Source organism: Amycolatopsis sp. CB00013 (assembly GCF_001905755.1).
Lineage (GTDB): Bacteria > Actinomycetota > Actinomycetes > Mycobacteriales > Pseudonocardiaceae > Amycolatopsis > Amycolatopsis japonica.
Genome location: NZ_LIWC01000001.1, coordinates 1,909,682 through 1,927,578, shown reverse-complemented (window position 1 = coordinate 1,927,578; position 17,897 = coordinate 1,909,682). Strand labels below are relative to the sequence as shown.

Annotated in this window: 10 protein-coding genes and 2 tRNA genes; 8 read left to right on the top strand and 4 right to left on the bottom strand. The window is 71.1% G+C overall.

Features of this window, described 5'->3' with window-relative positions; all coding sequences use genetic code 11:
• Nucleotides 1-319 precede the first annotated feature (319 nt).
• The 7 genes from AMK34_RS08630 (at nucleotide 320) to AMK34_RS08600 (ending at nucleotide 9,210) form a co-directional block, all read left to right on the top strand.
• Entirely contained in the window at nucleotides 320-1,552 is a 1,233-nt protein-coding gene (locus tag AMK34_RS08630) for a DUF6801 domain-containing protein (RefSeq protein WP_038512028.1), read from the top strand.
• A gap of 64 nt (nucleotides 1,553-1,616) precedes the next feature.
• On the top strand, nucleotides 1,617-2,738 hold the full coding sequence (locus AMK34_RS08625; protein ID WP_073844173.1) for a DUF6801 domain-containing protein: 1,122 nt from the start codon (nucleotides 1,617-1,619) through the stop codon (nucleotides 2,736-2,738).
• A gap of 200 nt (nucleotides 2,739-2,938) precedes the next feature.
• Nucleotides 2,939-5,161, top strand: a complete 2,223-nt coding sequence (locus AMK34_RS08620; RefSeq protein ID WP_073844171.1) for a heavy metal translocating P-type ATPase — start codon at nucleotides 2,939-2,941, stop codon at nucleotides 5,159-5,161.
• A gap of 49 nt (nucleotides 5,162-5,210) precedes the next feature.
• A complete protein-coding gene (locus tag AMK34_RS08615; RefSeq protein ID WP_073844169.1) occupies nucleotides 5,211-7,094 on the top strand; it encodes a serine/threonine-protein kinase in 1,884 nt (627 codons plus the stop codon).
• 9 nt (nucleotides 7,095-7,103) lie between these two features.
• Complete coding sequence (locus AMK34_RS08610) at nucleotides 7,104-8,948, top strand: serine/threonine-protein kinase (RefSeq protein WP_073844167.1); 1,845 nt, start codon at nucleotides 7,104-7,106, stop codon at nucleotides 8,946-8,948.
• A gap of 79 nt (nucleotides 8,949-9,027) precedes the next feature.
• A tRNA-Val gene (locus tag AMK34_RS08605) sits at nucleotides 9,028-9,102 on the top strand.
• 36 nt (nucleotides 9,103-9,138) lie between these two features.
• Nucleotides 9,139-9,210 (top strand) — tRNA-Val (locus tag AMK34_RS08600).
• A 157-nt stretch (nucleotides 9,211-9,367) separates the two neighbouring features.
• On the opposite strand, the gene AMK34_RS08595 is transcribed toward AMK34_RS08600, so the two are convergent.
• Complete coding sequence (locus AMK34_RS08595) at nucleotides 9,368-9,952, bottom strand: TetR/AcrR family transcriptional regulator (protein WP_073844165.1); 585 nt, start codon at nucleotides 9,950-9,952, stop codon at nucleotides 9,368-9,370.
• Between the two features lie 88 nt (nucleotides 9,953-10,040).
• On the opposite strand from AMK34_RS08595, the gene AMK34_RS08590 reads away from it, so the two are divergent.
• Entirely contained in the window at nucleotides 10,041-10,460 is a 420-nt protein-coding gene (locus AMK34_RS08590) for a VOC family protein (protein ID WP_073844164.1), read from the top strand.
• On the opposite strand, the gene AMK34_RS08585 is transcribed toward AMK34_RS08590, so the two are convergent.
• The 3 genes from AMK34_RS08585 to AMK34_RS08575 are packed head-to-tail and all read right to left on the bottom strand — an operon-like array spanning nucleotide 10,435 to nucleotide 17,851.
• The gene (locus tag AMK34_RS08585) at nucleotides 10,435-11,925 is read right to left on the bottom strand and encodes an MFS transporter (protein WP_073844162.1); all 1,491 of its coding nucleotides are present in this window, start codon (nucleotides 11,923-11,925) and stop codon (nucleotides 10,435-10,437) included. The genes AMK34_RS08590 and AMK34_RS08585 overlap by 26 nt on opposite strands.
• Nucleotides 11,922-16,118, bottom strand: a complete 4,197-nt coding sequence (locus tag AMK34_RS08580) for a type I polyketide synthase (protein ID WP_073844160.1) — start codon at nucleotides 16,116-16,118, stop codon at nucleotides 11,922-11,924. Before AMK34_RS08580 ends, AMK34_RS08585 begins: the two co-directional genes overlap by 4 nt.
• Entirely contained in the window at nucleotides 16,115-17,851 is a 1,737-nt protein-coding gene (locus AMK34_RS08575; RefSeq protein ID WP_073844158.1) for a fatty acyl-AMP ligase, read from the bottom strand. The genes AMK34_RS08580 and AMK34_RS08575 overlap by 4 nt, the downstream gene beginning before the upstream one ends.
• Between the last annotated feature and the right edge of the window lie 46 nt (nucleotides 17,852-17,897).

Here is a 17,897-nt window from a genome sequence, read left to right as displayed (position 1 = left end):
CGAGATAGTTTTCCGGGACGCGATTGTCACCCTCGTCAGCGGTTCCGTGAACGGCATCATCCGGCTCTGAACTGGGGAAACCCATGTGTCGCTACTAGGAACACCCCCGGCGCACCGTGCCAGCGTGACAATTTACCGATGGCACGTCAACTTTTCCGGGGAAGCACTTGATAGCGGTGCGGACGCGTCGTTAGTTTACTGTTCGGTTGCGATCCGTCAGACATCGTCGCTACCCGGAGAATTCTCCCGGGCCGATATTCATTGCTCTGGGGAATTGTACGCCGTTTCGTATCATCGTTGATACCACGGAAGGACGATCGTGAGTCACCGTAGAGGAACCAAGAAGGCGGTCGCCGCCGCCGCCGCAGGTGCCGTGGGGCTTGCCACCGCGGTACTCGTGGTCGGGGCACAGTCCAGTGTCGCCGATCCGATCTCGCTCCCGCTCAACTATCACTGCAACCTGCCGCTCGTGGGGTCGCAGTCGCTCAAGGTGGTGATCAACACCGATCTTCCGCTGTCGGTCAAGACCGGTCAGCCGACCGGGACGTTCGACATCAAGGCCGTGTCCACGATCAACGCGGACACGGTCAGCGGGCTCAACCTGATCGGTGCGACCACGCTGGAAGGCCAGGCCATCGCGGCGGCGAACGTGGCGGCGCCGGGGCTCAACCTCCCGGTCAAGGTCCCGAACGACATCGCCAAGCAGAACATCCCCACCTCGGGCGAGATGACGGTCAACGCGGCGGGCAAGACGCCTTCGCTGACCTTCAACCAGCCCGGCGAGGCGAAGATCACCGTGGGTGACCTGCAGTTGAAGGTCACCCCGCGCAAGGCCGACGGTTCGGTCACCGGCATCACGCCGGACGGCACGATCGACGCGCCCTGCACGCAGGATCCCGGCCAGAACAACACCCTGGCCACGATCAAGATCGGTGACGGGGGCGGCGGCACGACCACGCCGACCACACCCACCACTCCGACCACGCCCACCACCCCCACGACGCCGACCACGCCGACGACTCCGCCCACCTCCACCCCCGGTGGCGGCGGACTCAAGTACGCGTTCGGCATCAAGGGACAGACCGCGCTGAAGTCGCTCGGCAGCACGGCCGCGATCAACGGTGGGTTCGACGCGGACGTGGACCTCGCGTCGAAGACGTTCACCGGTGACCTGAAGCTCGACCCGTCGTCCACCCAGTTCAAGCTGTTCGGGTTCATCGACGGGCGTTCGGAGATCAAGGTCGAACAGGTCGGCAAGCAGACCGGTGAGCTCGTCGGCACCGGGTTCAAGGCGCACATCAAGTTCAACGTGTTCCTGCCGAGCGTGCAGATCTTCGGGATCCCCATCAGCTCCGACCCGAAGTGCGGCACGGTCAGCCCGTCCACCAGCGAGATGACCACGGGTCCGGACTTCGACCTGCTCAAGGGCGGGAAGCTCACCGGCACCTACTCGCTGTCCGCGCTGCAGAACTGCGGTCAGCTGAACGACTGGGTCAGCGCGTTCGCCAAGAGCGACGGCAACACGCTGGACCTGAACCTCACCAAGAAGTAAGTCAGGCAGCCGGTCCCCGTCGCCTCCCGCGACGGGGACCGGTGCCGTTTTCGGGAAGGCGACCATGCCCCTTCGTGCCAACGTCCGGATGCTGCTCGCGGCGGGCCTCATCGTGCTGATCACCGCCGGCTGCCTGCTGTTCGTCGCCGTCCGCAGCGCGGCGGCGGGCACGCCTGTGGACAAGAAACTGTCGTTCACCTGCCCGTTCCCGCTGATCGGGCTGCAGAAGCTCGACGTGAACATCAAGGCCGACTTCGAGGTGCCGACGGCGCCCGGCGGCACGCTCACCACCTCCGGGCTGACCATCACCGTGACCGTGCCGGACAAGGCGGCCCGCGGGCTGAACCTCGTCGGCGCCACCACCATCGAAGGCACCGCGGCGGCGGGCGTGACACTGGTCAACGGCGACGCGAACCCGCTTCCCGTGCGCCTCCCGCTGAACGTCGCGAAGACCGATCTCCCGCCGTCCGGCACGTTCAGCACGGTGGCGACCGGCTCCGTCCCGACCATCACGCTGGCGAAACCGGGCAAGACGACACTCACCGTCGGCGACTTCACAACCCGTCTCACCCCGAAGAAGGCCGATGGTTCTTTCACCGGGCTCGGCTCGTTCACCTCGGACTGCGCGCTCGACCCCGGCCAGGACCCGGTCCTGCTCTCCTTCGAACTCGGAGACAAACCCGCGGGGCACCGGTACGCGGTCGCCGGGAAGACCGGCGTCAAAGCCCTCGGCGCCGCCGCGCCGCTCACCGGCACCTTCGATCTGAGTCCCACCGCGGCCACCGTGTTCAGCGGCGGCCCGGTGTTCGACAAGGCGCACACCGACTTCCGGCTGTTCGGCTTCCTGCCGGGCTCGGCCGATCTGGAGTTCGTCGCCGACGGAGCACAGGGCGGCGACCTCGCCGGGACCGGTTTCGTCGCACGGCCCCGGTTCACCACCGTCCTCCCGCTCGTCACGCTCGTCGGCATGCCGGTCAGCACCGGGCCGTCCTGCCGGACGTCGGCCCCGTCGACGGCGGAACTGCGCACCGGTGACGGCTTCACCATGGCGAAAGGCGGCGCGCTCGCCGGCACCTATTCGCTGGCGCCGCTCACTGGCTGCGGCGCGTTCACCTCGTACGTGAGCACCCTCTTCCAGGGAGACGGCAACACCTTCGAGCTCGCGCTGACCCCACGCCAGGCCTAGTGGTCGCGCGGCAGACCCTGAACGCCACTCACGACCACCTGTACCGAAGCCTGAACTGAGACACCTGTTTCCACCACCATCGCAGTAGTCGGCCCGGCGACGGGTCCGGTTCCCGCCGCCGGTAATCTGCCTCGCGACACCACCAGGGACACCTGTTCCACCACCGAGGAACCATCGGTGAAACCTGGGAGTGCCACGAAATGACGATTTCCGCGCCGGAGTCCGCCGTCCGCACGGTGGAACTGACCGTGTCGGGGATGACCTGCGCCGCTTGTTCGGCGCGGGTGGAACGCACGCTGAACAAACTCGACGGGGTACGCGCGTCGGTGAACTACGCGACCGAGCGGGCCACCGTGCAGGTCCCCGAAACGCTGGCCGACGAAGTGCTCATCGAGCGGGTCCGCAAATCCGGCTACACGGCGGAGATCCGCGGCGACGAGGATCCGGACATCGGTTTCGCCAGGGTCCGGGATCTCCGGCGGCGGCTGGTCGTCGCCGCGTTGCTCGCGATCCCGCTGGGGAACCTCTCGATCACACTCGCCCTGGTGCCGCGGCTGCGGTTCCCCGGCTGGGAGCTGCTGTGCCTCGCGTTGGCCGTGCCCGTGGTGTTCTGGTCCGCGCTGCCGTTCCACCGTGCCACGTTGCGGAACCTCCGTCATCGTTCGTCCAGTATGGACACTCTGGTGTCGTTGGGGGTGCTCTCGTCGTTCGCGTGGTCGGCCTGGTCCGCCTTCGCGGGCGGCAGCGAACCCGGCTACTGGATCGGCTTCGGCCCGACCGCGGCCGGTGCCGACGCGATCTATCTCGACGTCGCCGCCGGGGTGACCACCTTCCTGCTCGCGGGCCGGTACTTCGAGAGCCGGTCCCGGCGCAGCGCCGCCGGGCTGCTGGCCGCGCTGGACGCCTTGGCCGCCAAGGACGTCCGGGTCTTGCGGGACGGGGCCGAGCGGATGATCCCGATCGGCGAGCTGGCCGTCGGCGACCTGTTCGTGGTCAAGCCGGGGGAGGCCGTCGCCGCCGACGGTGTCGTCCACAACGGACTGTCCACTGTGGATGTCAGCGCGGTGACCGGCGAGCCGGTTCCCGCGGAGGTCACCACCGGAGACCGGGTCATCGGCGCTTCGGTGAACCGGGACGGCAGGCTCGTCGTCCGCGCGACCGCGGTCGGCACGTATACCCAGCTGGCCCAGATGACCGCGCTCGCGGAACGCGCCCAGGCCCGCAAGGCCGCGGTGCAGCGTCTGGTCGACCGGATCTGCGCGGTGTTCGTCCCCGCCGTGCTCGGCGTGGCCGCGCTGACGCTCGCGGTCTGGCTGCTCGGCGGGGCACCCGCGCGCGAAGGGTTCGCGGCGGCCGTCGCCGTCCTCATCATCGCCTGCCCGTGCGCGCTCGGGCTCGCGACGCCGACCGCGCTGATGGCCGGGGTCGGCCGCGGCGCCCAGCTCGGCATCCTCATCAAGGGCCCGGACGCGCTCGAGGCGAGCCGCACGGTGGACACCGTCGTACTGGACAAGACCGGCACCGTCACCACCGGGAAGATGACCGTCACCGCGCGCCGCCCCGCCGACGGGTTCACCATCGGCGAGCTGCTGCGGTTCGCCGGGGCCGTGGAGGCCGGTTCGGAGCACGCCATCGCGGCGGCCGTGGTGACCGCGGCGCGGGCCGAGCTGCCGGACCTGCCGCCGGTTGAACGCTTCGCCGCGCTGCCCGGGCTCGGCGCGCAGGGCGAGGTCGAGGGGCACGACGTCCTTGTCGGCAACGCGCGGTTGTTCGCCGATCGAGGGATCCCCTGCGACGTCACGGCGGCGGATGGCGCGACGGCGATCCTCGTCGCGGTGGACGGCCGGATCGCCGGGCACCTGGAGGTCCGGGACGTCGTGAAGCCGTCGGCGCGGGCCGCCGTCGACGCCCTGCACGCGCTCGGCCTGCGGACCGTGCTGCTGACCGGCGACAACGAAGCCGCCGCCCGCATGGTCGCGGACGAGATCGGCGTCTCCGACGTGCGCGCCGGGGTGCTGCCCGCGGAGAAGGCCGCGGTCATCGAGGAACTGCGGGCCGGGGGAGCGCGGGTCGCGATGGTCGGCGACGGGATCAACGACGGTCCGGCGCTGGCGACCGCGGATCTCGGCATGGCGATGGCACAGGGCAGCGACATCGCGGTCCGCTCCGCCGACATGGTGCTGGTCCGCGAAGACCTGCGCGTGGTCCCCGACGCCATCCGGCTCGCCGACCGCACGCTGCGGATCATCCGGGGGAACCTGTTCTGGGCGTTCGGGTACAACGTCGCCGCGATCCCGCTGGCCGCGCTGGGACTGCTGAACCCACTGATCGCCGGGGCGGCGATGTCGCTGTCGTCCGTGCTCGTCGTGTCCAACAGCCTCCGGCTCAAGGACTTCGGCCGGGCGGACCGACGCGCCGCGTGACACTTCCGGGTGGTTTTGTACCATCGCCCCTCGGAACAAGGGGGCCTTCGTGAAGCCGTTGAACACCGGCGAACCCACCGGCGTGGGGCGCTACCGGGTGTTCGCCGCGCTCGGCGAGGGCGGGATGGGCCGGGTGCTGCTCGGGACCTCGTCCGACGGGCGCCTGGTCGCGATCAAGCAGGTCCATCCCGGTTTCGCGCACGACCCCGGCTTCCGCGAGCGGTTCCGCCGGGAGGTCGAAACCTCCCGCCTGGTGTCCGGTGCGTACACCGCGCCGGTCATGGACGCCGACCCGAACGCGCCGACACCGTGGCTGGCCTCGGTGTTCGTACCGGGACCGGCCTTGTCCGAGGCCGTCTCCGCCGGCGGTCCATTGCCGCCGACGGCGGTACGGCATCTCGCCGCCGGGCTCGCGCTGGCGCTCGGCGACATCCACCGGGCCGGGCTGATCCACCGCGACCTGAAGCCGAGCAACGTCATCCTCACCGGCGACGGTCCCCGGGTGATCGACTTCGGCATCGCCCGCGCCGTCGAAGGCGACTCCGAACTCACGCACACCGGCGCCGTCATCGGTTCGCCCGGGTTCATGTCGCCGGAACAGGCCGAGGGCAAGCCGCTGACCCCGGCGAGCGACATGTTCTCGTTCGGCGCGCTGCTGGTGATGGCCGCGACCGGAACGAATCCCTTCACCGGGACGTCCACCCCGCACACCTTGTACAACGTCGTCCACGTCCACCCCGATCTGCGGCACCTCGCGCCCGAGCTGCGGCAGATCGTCGAGCCGTGCCTGGCGAAGAACCCGGCGGACCGGCCGTCCCCGGCCTGGGTACTGGAGCGGCTGGGCCCGATCCCGCCGGTCACCAGCCCGTGGCCGCCGGTGGTGTCGCACCTCATCGCGTCGCAACAGGCCGAGGTCCAGCGGCTGCTGAACCCGCCACCGCAGAAGCGATCCCGACGTGGCCTGTACGCGGGGCTCGCCGCGGCCGGCGTCGTGCTGCTCGTCGGTGGCGTCGTCACGGCGGTCTCCCTGTCCTCGGACGATCCGCCGCCGGCGGCCGTCGCGCCGAGTTCGCCGCCGCAGCCGGACGAGCCGATCGCCACCCCGGTCAACCAGGACCCGCTCGGCCCGGACAACCTGCGCCGGGTCGACCTGTGCAAGGTCCTGAACGGACGCGACGTGCCCGGGTTCGGCAAGCTCAGCACCAAGATCGACATACAGTTCGATTCGTGCACGTACTCTTCGCCCGCGGGCAAATGGCTGGAGCTCGCGATCGGCGGCGACCTCGTCGAAGGCGAAGCGGGCGGCGAGCTCGAAGGACTTCCGTTGCGGATCAAGGGTTCCGACGACGCGTGCGCGGTCGCCGTCCCGGTCTCCGGCCTGCCGAACACGAAGCTCACCGTCGACGTGAATTCGATGTCTGCAAAGGACGCCGCGTGTTCGGTGGTGAAGGCCGCGCTCGCCGACGCGGTCAAGCGGATCCGGGCAGGCGGCCAGGAACGCGAGCTCCCCGCCGGGACGCTGGCGCCGCTGGACCCGTGCGCGCTGGTCGGCCCCGTGACGACGGACCGGCTGATCGGCCCGGTCGTCGAAACGATCCGCGAACATCTGCACCAGTGCCGGTACGACGCGGCGGGCAGTGTCCGGCTGAGCCTCGTGCGGGCGTACCCGCCGGTCCAGTCGAAGGACTCGTACTACACGGGGACCGCCACCCTGGATCTCGGTGGTGCCAAGGTGTACCTGGCGAAGAAGGACGACGGCATCGCCCGCTCCAGCTGTTCGCTGACCTGGCAACATCGGTCCGTCAGCGACCGCGACGGGGAGAACGTCGAGCTGACCGTCGGCACCAGTGGTACGAAGATGACCGCCGACGAAGCCTGCGAGAAGGCCAAGGCCTTCGCCGGGGTGCTGCTGCAGAAACTTCCGAAACCCTAGGGCTGGTCAGTGAAACCGTTGAACCCCGGCGAACCCCGGCAGATCGGCCCGTACCGGATCATCGCCGAACTCGGCGAAGGCGGGATGGGCCGCGTCGTGCTCGGCCTGGCTCCGGACGGCAGGCTCGTCGCGGTCAAACAGCTGCACGCCCAATTCGCGCACGACCCGCGTTTCCGTGAGCGGTTCCGGCGCGAGGTCGCCACGTCGCGGCTGGTCTCCGGCGCCTACACGGCCGCGGTGATGGACGCCGACGCGGAAGCGGAAACCCCGTGGCTCGCCTCGGTCTTCGTCACGGGACCGTCCTTGAAGGAGGCCGTGGACGCGGCCGGACCGCTGCCCGCCGAATCGGTGCGGCTGCTGGCGTCCGGGCTCGCCGCGGCGCTGACCGAGATCCACCGTGCCGGGCTGATCCACCGGGACCTGAAACCCAGCAACATCATTCTGACGAGTGACGGCCCGAGGGTGATCGACTTCGGCATCGCGCGGGTGGCGGAGGAGGCGCAGGACCTCACCGGGACGGGCGCGATCATCGGCTCGCCCGCGTTCATGTCCCCGGAACAGGCAGGCAGCGGGCAGATCACCGGCGCGAGCGACGTGTTCTCCCTCGGCGCGATCCTGGTCATGGCCGCGACCGGCCGCGGCCCGTTCACCGGCCCGACCGCGCCGCAAACGCTGTATAACGTCGTGCACGGCGCGGCGGATTTCAGCGTCGTCCCGGACGAGATCCGGCAGCTCGCCGAACCGTGCCTGGCCAAGGATCCCGCGCGGAGGCCGACCCCGGAACAGATCCTGGACTTCCTCGGCCCCGTGCCGCCCGGTGCGGCGCCCTGGCCGCCGGCCGTGCACGCGCGGATCCGCCAGCAGGACAACGAGGTGCGTTCAGTGCTGGCGCTGCCGCTGCCGATCTGGCGGCCGCCGCCCAAGAAGATGGCGCCCCGGACGAAGAAGATCCTGTTCGGCTCGCTCGCCGCGGTCGTCCTGCTCGTCGTGGCCGGGATGGTCGCGCTCGGCCTCGCGATCGCCGAGCACGCCAAACCCGAGAATCCCGGGGTCACCTCGCTGTCGGCGAACGATGCGCTCGCCGCGGAACGTCTGCGGCTGGTGGATCCGTGCAAGGTGCTCGCGGGCCGGTTCGTGCAGGAATTCGGCACCCTGAAACCGGAAACGAGCCCGATCTATCCGGCCCGCTGCAAGTACACCGGACTCAAGGGCGTCAGCTTCGAACTGCGGCTCGGCGAAGGGGTGAGCACCAGCAGCGTCGAACGGACGGAGCGCACGGCCGAAGGGCTGCCGTTGCTGCGCAGCACGATCAGCGGCGGCTGCGATTCGGTCGTGCAGCTGCCGTCGGACCGGCGGCTCGGCGTCGTCGTCTCCCATCCGGGGCGGGAGGGTGATCCCTGCAAGGCCGCCGACGACATGCTGAGCGCCGCGCTCACCCGGCTGCGTACGCACGAGGTCGATCGCGCCGGTGACCCGGCGAGCATCCTGCCTCTCGACCCGTGCGCGGTCGCCGATCCGGCGGTGATCGGCAAGGCCGTGCCCAACACGCAGCCCGCCCCGCGGACGTTGCGGATCTGCGAGTGGGTGGGCGGCGGGGACACGCTGACCGTCGAACTGCAGCGAGGCGCCTACGCGCCGGAGGGATCGCCGGTCGACCTCGGCAGCGGTGTCACCGGTGACATGCGGGAGTTCGGCGGCTCGAACTGCGCCGTCACGTGGCAGCATCGGCCGCTGCCGGACCGCGAGGTCGAACACGTCGCCGTCCGGCTCCTGGCGCGCGAGGGGAGCGGAAGCCCTTGCGGCCGGGCGAAGGAGATCGCGGGCTCGATCGCGTCCCGCCTGCCGAAACCCTGAGCCTCGCGGATGGGTAACCCCCTGTGAGGCCCCGAAAACGGGGTCCGCTAAGCTATCGCCAGTACGAACGAAACACCACGCGCGTTTAGCTCAGCGGGAGAGCGCTTCCCTGACACGGAAGAGGTCACTGGTTCAATCCCAGTATCGCGCACCAGGTTCGCTTCCTCCGGTGGACCGAAGTTCGTACCACGGGCGATTAGCTCAGGGGGAGAGCGCTTCGTTCACACCGAAGAGGTCACTGGTTCGATCCCAGTATCGCCCACGCAGTGAAGGCCCCACCCGACGCCGGGTGGGGCCTTTCGCGTTGTGCCCGGACACGTGACTCGCGTGATTGAAGACGGAACTCACGTGATTGGACGCCGAACTCGGTGATCCGGCCCCAATCACGCGAGTTACGCCTCTAATCACGCGAGTTCGGCTTAGCGGAGCGCTTCGATCATCGGGGTCAGGGTGTCCATGGTCGCGGCGAGGTCGGACTTCGGGTCGGGGGAGTGGGCGAGCCAGACGGCGGCCTCGTTCATCGCGCCGGAAAGCAGGCGTACCAACGGTTCGACGGGGCGCTTCGCCAGGACGCCCTCGGTCATGAGGCCGGTCAGGGCTTCGGCGAGGTGCCGGGCGGAGGACTCCGCGTCCAGTTCGCGCCAGTCCTGCCAGCCGACCACCGACGGACCGTCCAGCAGCATGATCTGCTGGGTCTCCGGATCGGTCGCGGCGGCGAGGAACGCGCGGCAGCCGGCGAGCAGTCCGGCCCACGAGTCCGGCGCGGCGTCCGCGGCCCGCGCGATCTGCTCGCCGACGTCGTGCTGCACGACGCCGAGTACGTGCCGGAACAGCTCCGCCTTGCTGCTGAAGTGGTGGTAGAGCGCGCCTTTGCTGACGCCGGCGGTCTGCGCGATGGTCTCCAGGCCGACCTTGCCGTACCCGTGCTCGGCGAACAGCCGCCGGGCGGTGGCGGTCAACGCCTCCATCGTCTCTTCGCGCTGCTGCTGTTTCGTGCGGGCCATGCCCGGATCTTGACATACCGACCGTAGGTTGGCTAACTTCGATAAAACAAACCGACGGTCGGTATTATTCACGAGACAAGGCGGCACCATGCGTCTGACCAGCTTCTATCCCGTTCTCATGACCGAGAAGATCGCCGAGACACGGGACTTCTACCGCGATCACTTCGGCTTCGAGCTCACCTTCGAAGCCGACTGGTACGTCAGCCTGAAACGCGGTGAGTGGGAGCTCGCGATCCTCGCCCCGGGACACGAAACCATTCCCGGCGGGGCGGGCAAACCCGTGCAGGGACTGTTGCTGAACTTCGAGGTCGAAGACGTCGACGCCGAGCACCGGCGGCTGGTCGGGGCGGCCGGGCTGCCCGAGGCGCTTTCCCTGCGCAGCGAGGAGTTCGGGCAGCGGCACTTCATCGTCGCCGACCCCAACGGCGTCCTGATCGACGTGATCCAGGAGATCCCGCCGACCGGGGAGTTCGCCGGGCAGTTCACCGACGAGGCGCGCCCGAGCTGACGAGCACGGCCACCAGGAACGCCCCACAAGCGACGGCCGCCGACACCTGAAGCCCCGTGGTGCAGGCGGCTTTCGCGGCGTCGAGCAATTCGTCGGCTGAATGCGACGTGAGGCCGGATGCGGCCGCCTCCGCTTGAGCCGGTCCCGACAGAGCGAGCGCCCGCGCCGGTTCGGGCACGCCGGCCGGGACGGTCAGATGCCCCGCGTACACGGCGGCGGCCAGGGAACCGAACACCGTCGTCCCGAAACCGGCGCCCAGTTCGTAGCCGGTCTTCTCCACCGCCGCGGCACCGCCGGCCTGGTCCGCCGACGTCGCCGAGAGCAGGGTGTCGGTGCTCGACGTGAGCGCGAGCGCCATCCCCAGACCCAGCCCGGTCAGCCCGGCACCCAGCAGCACCGGCGACGTCAGCGCGGCCGGACCCGCCGCCGGGACCAGCAACGAGACCGCCGCCACCGCGAATCCGGCCGTCCGGACCCGGGCGTTGCCGAAGCGTCCCAGCAGGGACGGGGTCACGACACTTCCGACGGCCGACGCGCCCAATACGAGAAGCAGCCGGCCCGCCGCCGCCGTGGGCGATAGGCCGAGCACCACCTGCAGGTATTGGGCGAACAGCAGGCCGAGCCCGACGAGCGTGCTCATCACCAGCAGCACCCCGCCGACCGCGGCCCGCACGCCCGGCCGCCGGAACAGGGCGAGGTCCAGCAGCGGCGGATCGGTCCGGCGCTGGCGGCGCAGGAACAGTCCGATGAGGACACATCCGGTCACGCCCGAGGCGACGGCCGTGGTCCAGGCACCCGGATGCCCGACGGCGAAAGCGATCCCGAGGACACCGCCCGCCGCGAGCGCCGCACTGACCGCGTCCCACGGCCGCCGCCCGGGTGGGTTCCGGGGAAGCCATCGCAGCGCCAGGACGATCGCCGCGAGGATCACCGGTGGGTTCAGCAGGAACGTGGCCCGCCAGCCCCACACCTCGACGAGCACGCCGCCGAGGATCGGTCCGAACACCGATCCGGTGCCCGCGATCCCGCTGCACACCGCGATCGCCGTGCGACGACGCCGCTGATCCGGGAACAGTTCGCGGAGCAGCGACATCGTCACCGGCATGATCATCGCGCCGCCGCAGCCGAGCAGCGCGCGACAGCCCAGCAGCACCGGGACGTTCGGCGCGAACGCGCAGCCGAGCGAGGCGATCCCGAACACGACGTACCCGGCGACCAGTACGCGCCGCCGCCCGTACCGGTCGCCGAGGGTGCCGAACGGCAGCAGCAGCGGCGCGGCGGTCAGCGGGTAGATCGCCACGATCCACACCTGAGCCGCCGCGCCCGGCCGCAGCTGCCGGACGAGGTCGGGCAACGCGACGTGCAGCACGGTCGCGTCGACCGCCACGAGGAAGAGCCCGGCGCCGAGTACCGCCAAAAGCGGCCAGGCGCGGTCGACCGCTCGCTCGGCCCGGGCCGTGGTCACAGGAGCCCCGTCAGATGCCTCGCCACGACATCGACGTGGGGCGGGTCGACCACCGACAGGTGATGCGCCTCGACCGGCACGATCTCCAGCTCCGGGCACAAGCCCGCCCAGCCCGCCGCGAGATCCGTGCGCGAATACCGGGGTTCCATCGCCAGCCCGGCCGCGTACTGCTCGGTCGCCCGGTAGAGCACGACGCGCCCGCCGTAGTGACGGGGCGTGCCGCGTTCGGCCGCCAACGTGTCCAAAAAGGACTGACGCTGGTGCCGGAGGACGCCGGGGCTGAGCAAGCCCGCTTCGGCGACCCGCCGCATGGTCAGCTCGATCTGCTCCTCTTCGGGCAGCGGTGCGAGCTCCTCGTGGCCGAGCCGCACTTCGCGGCCGTAGGTCCCCTCGACGTATCCGGTGAAGCGCAGGAACCGCCGGGCCGACGACGCCCTCGCATCGAGGTCCGGCTCCGGCAGCGGGAGCATCGTGTCGATCAGCGCGACGAACTCGACCTCCTCGCCTTCTTCGGCGAGCCGCGCGGCGACGCCGTACGCCAGCGCCCCGCCGAACGACCAGCCCGCCAGCCGGTACGGCCGGTCGCGACGTTGTTCCCGCACCAACGGCAGCAACTGCTCGACCCGTTCTTCGATGCTGACACCGGGAACGCGTTCGAACCCGACGCACGGCACTCCGGTGGGCAGCCGCTCCAGCAACGGCCGGTACACGGTGCACGTGCTGCCGCCGGGGTGGAACAGCAGTAGCGGCGCGACTCCGGGCTCGCCGGGAGAGAGGACGTGCACCGGCCCTCGTTCTTCTCGCGTGTCGAGGACCGCGCGGGCGACGTCGGCGATGGCCGCGAGTGTGTCGTGCCGACGGAGCTCGGCGGCGTCGACGGGCGTGGCGAGTTCGCTGCTGAGCCCCTCGGCGAGCAACTCGGCCAGCCGGTCCGGTGCGGCCGTCTCGGTCAGGCGGACGTGCGTTCCGGCCGCTTCGGTGCCGGTGTGTTCCTGCCACAGGCGCAGCACCAGCCGGTCCGCCGCGTCCCAGGCGCGACCGCGCGACGGCAGCGGCTCCTCGTTCTCGCGGGGCGCGAGATCGCGGCTGAGATCGGCGAGCGTGGCGCCCCGGAGCACGGCCGCGGAGTCGGGTTCGGTGCCGAACTCCCGGCGGACGGCCTCGCGGATCCGGTTCGCCATCAGGGAATCCAGGCCGAGTTCCACCAGCGGGACATGGGCGTCGAGGCGGTCGGGACGCAGCCCCATCACGGCGGCGACGATCTCGGTGAGCCGGTCGCCTCCGCCACTGCGCGCCGGTTCGGGCTCCGGCGTGCGAGTCGCGAACGACGGCGCCTCTTCGGTCGTCGTGTACCAGTGCCGTTCGTGCCGCCACGGCATCGGCGGGACGTCGACCAGCCGGGCCCCGTCGTCCGGATCGGCGGTGGTGATCCGGGTGCCCGCGCAGTACAGCTCGGCCGCCGCGGCGCCCAGCGCGCGGACCTCGTCCTGGCCCCGGCGCAGGGTTCCGGTGACGAGCGCGTCGTCGATCCCCTCGGCTTCGAGCGTCCGCGCCACCGAACCCCGCAGGATCGGATGCGGCGACACTTCGAGGAACACGCGGTGCCCGTCCGCGGCGGCGGCCGCCACGGCCTGCCGGAACCGCACCGGACGCCGCAGATGCGCGGCCCAGTACCCGGCGTCGAAGTCCGGCAGCTCCCGCGGATCGGCCAGCACCGTGTCGTACCAAGGCACCGTCGGACGACGGCCGCCCAGTTCGACGAGCGCCTCCCGGAGCGCGGGCAGTACCGGGTCGACACGGGCGGAATGCCCGGCGACCTCGACCGGCAGCCGGCGTGCCCGCAGCCCGGCGGCTTCGAGCTCCGCGACCAGGAGATCGAGCACGGTCGCGTCCCCGGCCACGGTCAGCTGCCCCGGCGCGGATTCGACGGCGAGCTCGATGTCCGGGTACAGGTCCAGCTCTTCGGGCGCCAGTTCGACCGCCGCCATCGCGCCGCCGGGCCCGATGGTGCCCAGGAGCCGGGCTCTGGTCGCGACCAGGTGGACGGCCTCGTCGGGGGTGAGCACGCCGCTCACCACGGCGGCCGCCGCGGAGCCGAGGGAGTGTCCGACGACGGCCGCGGGCCGGACGCCGAGCGCCTCCCACTGGGCGGCGAGCGCGATCTGTGTGCCGAAGATGGCCGTCTGCGTTTCGGGAAGGGACAAGGGATCCCCGCTGGTGAGCAGGGCGCGCAGCGAGCGGCCGGTGTGGTCGGTGAACAGGTCGTGGAGCTTGTCGACCTGGGCGGCGAACGCGGGTTCGGCGGCCAGCAGTCCCTGCCCCATACCCGGCCACTGCGAGCCGTGGCCGGAGAACACGAACACCGGGCCGTCGGTGCTCCGGGTGGTGCCGGTGACCGCGCCCGCGGGCAGCGGATCGGCGCCGGAACCGACGGCGCGCAGCAGCCCGGCCAGCTCGGCCGTGTCCCCGGCGACGACGGCGGCGCGGTGCGGACCGCCGTTGTCGCGGCGGGCGAGCGTATGGGTGACGTCGGCGAGGGAAAGCGCCGGCGTGGCTTCCAGCCAGTTCGCCAGCTGCGTCGCGCGTTCGGTGAGACGGTCGTGGGTGCGGGCGGACAGCAGTCCGATGCGGATGTCGCCGCGGTCCGGGACCGGCTCCGGCGGCGGCGCCTGTTCGAGGACGACGTGCGCGTTGGTCCCGCCGAAACCGAACGCGGACACACCTGCCGTCGCCCGCCCGGACCGGCGTGGCCACGGCGTCGGTTCGGTCACCACCTTCAGGCGCAGGTCGTCGAACGGGATATGCGGGTTGGGCGCGGTGAAGTGCAGCTGAGGCGGCAGTTCGTCCCGGGTCATCGCGAGGACGACCTTGATCAGCCCGGCGATCCCCGCGGCCGCCTCGGCATGCGCGATGTTCGTCTTCACCGAGCCGATCAGCAGCGGTGCGTCGGCGGGGCGGTCCTTGCCGAGCACGGCGCCGAGCGAGCGCGCCTCGATCGGGTCGCCGAGCAACGTGCCGGTGCCGTGCGCCTCGACGTAGTCCACAGTGGACGGATCGAGCCGGGCGCCGTGGTACGCCGTGCGCAGCATGTCCTGCTGTGCGACGGGATTCGGCGCCGCCATACCCTGTGACCGGCCGTCGGAGTTGACCGCGGTGGAGCGGATCACCGCCAGCACCCGGTCTCCGTCGTATTCGGCGTCCGCCAGCCGTTTGAGCACGACGACACCGCAGCCCTCGGCACGCGCGATGCCGTCCGCGTCCGCGGCGAACGTCTTGCACCGGCCATTCGCGGCAAGCAGCCCCGCCGCGGCGAACGCGGCCGTCGGGCCGGGCAACAGCATGAGGTTCACCCCGCCCGCCAAGGCCAGATCCGCCTCGCCGTCGCGCAGCGCGCGGACCGCGTGGTGCACCGCGACCAGCGACGAGGAGCAGGCGGTGTCCACCGCCATACTCGGCCCGCGCAGGTCGTAGACGTAGGAGAGCCGGTTGGCCGCGATACTTCCGGCCGCGCCGGTGGCGGTCCACAGATCCACACCGCCGCCCGCCATCGTGAGATGGCCGTAGTCGTGGGTCGAGATCCCGGTGAACACGCCGGTCCGGCTGCCACGCAGGGAAGCCGGGGCGATTCCGGCGTGTTCCAGCGCGGCCCACGCGACTTCCAGGAGCATCCGCTGTTGCGGGTCCATTGTGGACGCTTCACGGGGGGTGATGCCGAAGTGGTCCGCGTCGAACCCGGCCACGTCGTCGAGGAATCCGCCGACGATCGGTGCCGCGTCGGCGCCCCACCGGCCCGGCGGCGCGGTCCGGACGGCGTCCCGGCCACTGCGCAGCAGCTCCCAAAACTCGTCGAGTCCGTCCGCGCCCGGCCAGCGGCAGCCGAGGCCGACGACGGCGATCGGATCGGTCCGGCGACGGTCGGTGCCCGCCGGTTCGGGTTCGGGGTCGGTGCCGCCGGTGAGCGAGCGGGCCAGATGGTCGATGGTCGGGCTCTCCCACAGCAGGGTGGCCGGGAGCGGAGTGCCGAGCAGGTCTTCGAGATCGGCGGCGATACCGACGGCCTGGCGGGAGGACAGGCCGTAGTCGCTGAGCGGGCGGTCGGCTTCGAGCCGGGCCGCGTCGACGCCGGTGTGCCCGGCGACGGTGTCCAGCAGCCAGCGGCGCAGCGTGGGCGTGTCGAACGACGGGTTTCTCATCGCACCAAGGCCTTTCCGTAATCGCCGGCGAGGTAACGGTCGCGGCAGGCGCTCCGCGCGATCTTGCCGCTGGAGGTCCGCGGGACCAGGCCCGCCGGGACGAGCACGACGTCGCGCAGTGCGAGGCCGTGTGCGTCGGAAACGAGCCGCCGGACCGCCACGGCGAGCGCCCGCTCGTCCTCGGTGGTCAGCGCGCTGTGGCCGCGGTGCTCGGCGACGACGACCGCGGCTTCGGTGTCGGTGCCTTCGACGGCGAACGCGGCGACACTGCCGGGGCGGATGTCACGGTCGGCCGAGGCCGCCGTCGCTTCGACGTCCTGCGGGTAGTGGTTGCGGCCGTCGACGATGAGCAGATCCTTGATCCGGCCCGCGATGTAGACCTCGCCGTCGTACCGGACGCCGAGGTCACCGGTGCGCAACCAAGGGCCGGCGGGCAGTTCCCCGTGGTCGCCGGTCAGCCTGGCGCCGAAGGTTTCGGTGCTCTCCAAGGGTTTCTGCCAGTAGCCGGTGCCGACGTTGGGGCCGTGGACCCAGATCTCGCCGACCGAACCGTCCTTCAGCGCGACGCCGGTTTCGGGATCGACCAGCGCGACTCGCTGGCCCACCGGGACACCGCAGGCGACCAGCTTGAGCCCGTCGTTCGACGGTCGTGCCGTTCCGGCGCCCAGTGCGGCGCGGTCGAACGTGGTGACCCGAGGTGGAACGCCGGGACCGGTGGTGACGAACACGGTCGCCTCGGCCAGCCCGTACGCGGGCCTGGTCTTGTCCGGGGTGTACCCGACTTCGGCGAAGGTTTTATGGAACCGGTCGAGCACGCCGGGGTTGATCGGCTCGGCGCCGTTGACGATCGCGGCGACCCGGTCGAGACGGAGCTTGGCGCGGTCTTCCTCGCGCACCCGGCTCGCGGCGTAGTGGAACGCGAAGTTCGGGGCGGCGCTCCAGCTCCCGTTGTGGTCGCCGAGCAGTTCCAGCCAGCGCACCGGACGCTCGATGAAGGCCAGCGGATCCATCAGCACCGACCGCATGCCCATCGCCAGCGGCGTGATCAAGCCGAGGACGAGACCCATGTCGTGGAACAGCGGCAGCCACGACACCGTGGTCCCCGTCGGTGCGATCCCGAGCCCGTGCACCGCCTGGCGGACGTTGGCGAGCACGTTCTCGTGGGTCAGCACCACGCCGGCCGGGCTGCGCGTCGAACCGGAGGTGTACTGCAGGTACGCCACGTCGTCCGGCGCCGGGGCAGGGGCGGGCCAGGCGCGGACGGGTCCAGCCTTGTCGGCCGCGACGACCGTGACTTCCCCGCCGCCGGGCAGGCCGGCGAGGAACTCGCGGACGGCGTCCTCGGCCGCGGCGGTGGTGATCACCGCGGTGGGGGAGCAGTCGGTCAGCACCGCGGCGAGCCGCCCGGCGTGCCCGGGCAGGCCGGGATCGAACAGCGGCACGGCGATCGCGCCCGCGGTGATCGCGCCGAGGAAGGCGACGACGTAATCGGCGCTCTGCGGGCACAGGATCGCCACCCGGTCACCGGTCCGGACGGGCAGCGCGCTCGCGACGGCGTCGACGCGGTCCTTGAGTTGTTTCCACGTCAGCGTCCGCCGTCGCCCGGCGCGATCGGTCGCGAAGTCGGTGAAGGTGACCGCCGGCCGGTCGCCGTCGGTGTCCGCCCAGTGCCGGAGGCAGTCGGGGAGGGTGGGGCCGGCCGTGGCGGGCAGGTTTTCGGGGGCCAAGGACATGACGTCTCCTCAATATCCGGGGTGAACCCGCGACCGCGATCGACGT